This is a genomic window from Pseudonocardia sp. KRD291 (assembly GCF_019263595.1).
Classification (GTDB): domain Bacteria; phylum Actinomycetota; class Actinomycetes; order Mycobacteriales; family Pseudonocardiaceae; genus Pseudonocardia.
Map to the genome: position 1 here is coordinate 1 of NZ_JADQDD010000372.1, position 5,318 is coordinate 5,318.

At 73.9% G+C, this 5,318-nt stretch carries 4 protein-coding genes; all 4 read right to left on the minus strand.

Features of this window, described 5'->3' with window-relative positions; all coding sequences use genetic code 11:
• Positions 1-105: 105 nt before the first annotated feature.
• Positions 106-1,509: an MFS transporter gene (locus tag I4I78_RS29925; protein ID WP_218614865.1), complete on the minus strand. Its 1,404-nt coding sequence runs from the start codon at positions 1,507-1,509 to the stop codon at positions 106-108.
• Positions 1,510-1,559: 50 nt separating this feature from the next.
• Entirely contained in the window at positions 1,560-2,630 is a 1,071-nt protein-coding gene (locus tag I4I78_RS29930; RefSeq protein WP_218614866.1) for a tartrate dehydrogenase, read from the minus strand.
• 10 nt (positions 2,631-2,640) lie between these two features.
• Positions 2,641-3,990: an MFS transporter gene (locus I4I78_RS29935; protein ID WP_308252443.1), complete on the minus strand. Its 1,350-nt coding sequence runs from the start codon at positions 3,988-3,990 to the stop codon at positions 2,641-2,643.
• A 111-nt stretch (positions 3,991-4,101) separates the two neighbouring features.
• On the minus strand, positions 4,102-5,318 hold a 1,217-nt coding region (locus I4I78_RS29940; protein ID WP_308252444.1), incomplete at its 5' end, for an MFS transporter.

Sequence of the window (5,318 nt, forward strand, 5' to 3'; positions counted from 1 at the left end):
CAATGGGGAGGGGCTCCCCGGGGCACTCCCGCCCGGCAGCTCAGCTCTGAGGAACCTTGCGGGGCGGACGCGGACCTCACCGCAGAGATCGATCATGCGGACCGGTCAGCCCGGGACGGCCGTGCGCCCGGCCGTCGCCGCGCCGGTCAGTGCCAGGAGCACGAGCACGACCAGTAGTACCGGCATCGCCACCGCCGGGGTCACCAGCAGGGCCAGCAGCGCGCCGCCCAGGCCGATGAACCCGGCCGTGGAGAGCTGGTCGAGCAGCTGCGCCGACGACGAGTGCGCGCCGACGTCCGCGGTCTGCGAGTGGGCCAGGGTCAGGTAGGCGATCGCCGAGAACGCCAGGCCCATCCCGATCCCGGACAGGCCCCAGAAGACCAGCGCGAGCCAGCCGTACCCGAGGCCGGTGGCGACGACGACCAGGCCGACGATGCCCGCGGCGATCAGCAGGAACCCGGCGCGCAGCATCGACGACCGGGACCTCTCCGGGTGCCGGCCCTGCCACGCCGCGGCCCCGGACCAGCCCAGCGAGGCGACGATCAGCGGCAGCCCGGCCGCGGCGAGGGACCAGCCGTGCGTCGCGGTGAGGACCAGCGGCAGGAACGAGCCGACGGTGAAGAACGCGCCGGCCACCAGCCCGCGGGCCACGACCACCGCCGCGATGCCCGGCCGCGCTCGGAACACCCCGGCCGGCAGCAGCCGTCGCAGCGACGGGACCAGCAGCGCCACCGCGAGCACCCCGACGACGGCGCCGGGGACGCCGAGGCGACCGAGCGCCCAGCTCAGCCCGGACACCCCGGCGGCGGCACCGAGCGCGGCGAGGACCAGCCCGGCTCCGCCCCGCGCCGGCGTGGACTCCGGGTCGGGCGGGCCCAGGTCGCGGACCGCGGGCAGCACGAGCGTGACCGCGACGAACACGACCGGCACCAGACCGAGGAACACCCAGTGCCAGGACAGGCGGTCGGTGACCAGGCCCGCCAGCGGCGGCCCGACCAGCGACGGGACCACCCACGCCGAGGAGACCGCCCCGAACACGGCCGGCCGGGCCCGCTGCGGGTAGACCGCCGCGATCAGCACGTAGACCGCGACGCCCTGTACCCCCGCCCCCAGACCCTGCAACAGGCGTCCGAGCAGCAGCTGGCCCATCCCCTCGGCGGTGCCTGCGACGACCAGCCCGACACCGAACAGCGCCGGCGCCGCGACGAGCGCGATCCGCGGTCCGCGGACGTCGCACCAGCGCCCGCCCAGGGCGGTGCCGAACACCGCGGCCGCCATGAAGATCACGAACGGCCAGGCGTAGAGCGCGACCCCGCCCAGGTCGGCGACCACGGCCGGCATGGCCGTCCCGACGCCCATCGACTCGAACGCGGTCAGGCTGATCAGCAGCAGGATCCCGACCGTGGTCGCGCGGCGGCTCGGGGCCCAGAGCTCGGAGCGCACGGGCGGGACCGTCCCGGTGCCCGGCGCCGGGGGAGCCGGGCGGCGCGGTCCGGCGGTGTCGCTCATCGCCGTGACTCTGCCCCCTGAACCCGTCTTGAGGTCAAGCCGGTTCCGGCTCAGCCCACGCGGTCGAGCACGGCGCGGGTGAGGTTGTCGGTGCTCGCGGTGCCGCCGAGGTCGCGGGTCAGCGTCTGCCCGGTGCGCAGCGTGTCCCGGATCGCGGCCAGCACCTCGGCACCGGCCTCGGGGTGGCCCAGGTGCTCGAGCATCAGCCCGGCCGACCAGATCGCGCCCAGCGGGTTCGCGACTCCCTGTCCGGCGATGTCCGGCGCGGATCCGTGCACCGGCTCGAACATCGACGGGTACTCGCGCTCGGGGTTGAGGTTGCCCGACGGGGCGATGCCGATCGACCCGGCGACGGCCGCGGCCAGGTCGGACAGGATGTCGCCGAACAGGTTCGAGGCCACGATCACGTCGAACGACGAGGGGTCGAGCACCACCTTCGCGGCGAGCGCGTCGATGTGCTCGGAGCGCCAGCGGACATCCGGGAACGCCTCCGCGCGCGAGGCGACGACCTCGTCCCAGAACGGCATCGTGTGCACGATCCCGTTCGACTTCGTCGCCGACGTGACGTGTCCGCGCCGCCGGGTCGCGAGGTCGAACGCGTAGTCGGCGATCCGGGTGACCCCGGTGCGGGTGAACACGGCCTCCTGCAGTGCCGTCTCCGCGGCGGTGCCCCGGCCGAACCGGCCGCCGACCTCGGAGTACTCGCCCTCGGAGTTCTCCCGGACCACGACGAGGTCGACGCCGCCGTCGGTGTCGCCGGGCGCCGCGCCGCGCAGCGGGCCGGGGACGCCCTCGAACACGGTGATCGGGCGCAGGTTGACGTACTGGGCGAACTCGCGGCGGATCGGGATCAGCAGCTGCCACAGCGACACGTGGTCGGGCACGCCCTGCCAGCCGACGGCGCCGAGCAGGATCGCGTCGTGTCCGCGGATCCGGTCCAGGCCGTCGGCGGGCATCATCGAGCCCTCGGCGGCGTAGCGCTCGCACGACCAGTCGAACTCGTCGTAGGTGAACGTCACGCCGTGCCGCTTCCCGATCGCGTCGAGGACCGCGGTGGCCGGCGGGATGACCTCGCGGCCGATCCCGTCGCCGGGGATGAGGGCGATGTGGTGCGTCGTCATGGCCCCCAGTTCACCCGGTGCGGCCACGCTCCGCCATGTCGGGGGTGTCACCGCCGGCGCCGGGTCCGGTCTCGTCGCGCAGGCCGGAGCGCAGCGTCTCGGTCATCAGGTACGAGCAGACCAGCGAGACCAACGCGATCACCACCACGAACCCGGCCACCGCGTACAGGCTCCCGGTCGCTGCGACGAGCGCGGTGCAGGTCAGCGGCGCCAGCCCGCCCAGGATTGACGCGATCTGGTAGGCGAGCGAGGCGCCCGAGTACCGCATCCGGGTGGAGAACTGCTCGGCGAAGAACGCCGACTGCGGCCCGTAGACGGCGCTGCGGCAGGCCTGCACGACGAGCCCGCCCAGGATGAACAGGGCGATGTTGCCGCTGCCGACCAGCCAGAAGTAGGGCACCGCGAACAGCGCCAGCGCGCCCATCCCGGCCAGGAACAGCGGTCGGCGCCCGAGCCGGTCCGAGAGCAGCCCGAACGCGAGGATCATCGGGATGTCGGACAGCGACAGGAACGCGTTCGCGGTCAGGATCGTGGTGCGCTCGTAGGACAGCTCCTGGGTGGCGTAGGCGACCAGCCACACCGAGCCGACGTAGAACGTGGAGTTCGTGGCCAGGAACGACCCGGCGGCGAGCGCGATCTCCTTGGGGTAGGTCCGGATCGCCTCGAGCACCGGCATCCGGGCCGCTGCCTTGTCGTCCATCGACTTCTGGAACACCGGGCTCTCGTGCACGCCCAGCCGGATCCACATCCCGACCCCGATCAGCACGATGCTGCCCAGGAACGGCAGCCGCCAGCCCCAGGCCAGGAACTGCTCGTCGGTCAGCAGCGCGGACAGGACCGCGAACGTCGTCGTGCCCAGTACCAGCCCGAGCGGCACCCCGACCTGCGGCCAGCTGCCGTAGAACCCGCGCCGGTGCGCCGGGGCGTGCTCGACGGCCATCAGCGCCGCGCCGCCCCACTCGCCGCCGACACCGAAGCCCTGCGCGAACCGCAGCAGCACCAGCAGGATCGGCGCCCACACGCCGAGCGTGTCGTAGCCGGGCAGCGCACCCATCAGCACCGTCGCCGCACCCATCAGCAGCAGCGAGTACACCAGCATCGGCTTGCGGCCGATCTTGTCGCCGAAGTGGGCGAACAGCGCACCGCCGAACGGCCGGGCGATGAACCCGACCGCGAACGTGCCGAACGCGGCCAGGGTCCCGGTGACCGGGTCGTACGTCGGGAAGAAGACCGTGTTGAACACCAGCGCGGACGCGGTGCCGAACAGGAAGAAGTCGTACCACTCGATCGTCGTGCCGACGAGGCTGGCCGCGGCCACCCGTCGGGACGACCGCGGAACCGGCGCGGCGGTCTCGGACACGCGTACTCCTCTCACCCGGCCACGACGACGACGTCGGCACGGGGGCGCCGCGACGGTGCGGCCCGGGCTGCCGCGACCGTACGGTCCCGCCCGGTTCGTGTCGACATGCGCCTATTGCCGGGTCCTCTGTGGCGTCCTGCGACGGCCGGCCAGCACCCCGGCCAGGCACAGCACCACCACCCCGGCGATCGGCATCACGAGCAGCCCGACCCGCAGCCCGACCGCATCCGCCACCAGCCCGACCACCGGCGGCGAGGCCAGGAACCCGACCCGCATCAGCCAGGTGACCAGCGTCAGACCGGTGCCCGGCAGGAGCCCGGGCAGCTCGTCCGCGGCGGTCATCGCGCCCGGGACCAGGGTGGCGACGCCGAACCCGGCGACGCCGAACCCGGCGATCGTGCCGGGCACCGACGGGAACGCCAGCGCCAGGCCCATCCCGGCCGCGACGAGCAGGCCACCGGTGCGGGCCATCGCCCGCTGCCCGAACCGGTCGACCATCCGGTCGCCGAGCAGCCTGCCGACGAACTGGGCACCCTGCAGCGCCACGAAGCCCAGCCCGGCGACGGCCGCCGCCGCCCCGAGGGAGCCCTGCAGGTAGATCGCCGCCCAGGTCTGACCGGAGTCCTCGACGAGCGTGCCGCAGATCGCGACCAGGCCGAACGCCCCGATGAGCACGAGCACCCGGGGGGAGAGCCCGGACCAGGGCCGCCGGCCGGCCGGCACCGGGTCGGTGCGCTCGTCGTCCTCCGGTCCGGGCAGCAGCAACGGGTAGACCGCCGCCGCGACCACCACCGAGATCACCGACGACACGCCCAGGTGCAGCGGGAGCGGGACCGCCAGACCGGCCGCGGCGGAGCCCATCAGCCCGCCCAGCACCGCGCCGACGCTCCACAGCGCGTGGAACGAGTTCAGGATCGAGCGCCCGTAGCGGCGCTGCACGCGCAGGCCGTGCGCGTTCTGGGCGACGTCGACGATCGCGTCCGCGGCGCCGGCCAGGAACATCGCCGCGGCGAGCAGCGCCCACGTCGGCGACACCGCGACCAGCACGACCCCGATCCCGATCCCGGCCATCCCGAACGTCGCCACGCGTGCGGACCGGAACCGTGCCACCAGCACGCCGGCGGCCAGGCCGGCCAGCAGCGCCCCGAGCGGGAAGGCCGCGACCGCGACCCCCATCGCGGTGTTCGACAGCCCCAGCGACTCCTTGATCTGCGGGTAGCGCGGGATCAGGTTCGCGAACACCAGGCCGTTGGTGAGGAACACCAGTGCGACGCCGATCCGGGCCCGTCGCCCGTCCCGTCCGGGGCCGGCGGTCGCCGTAGTTTGTT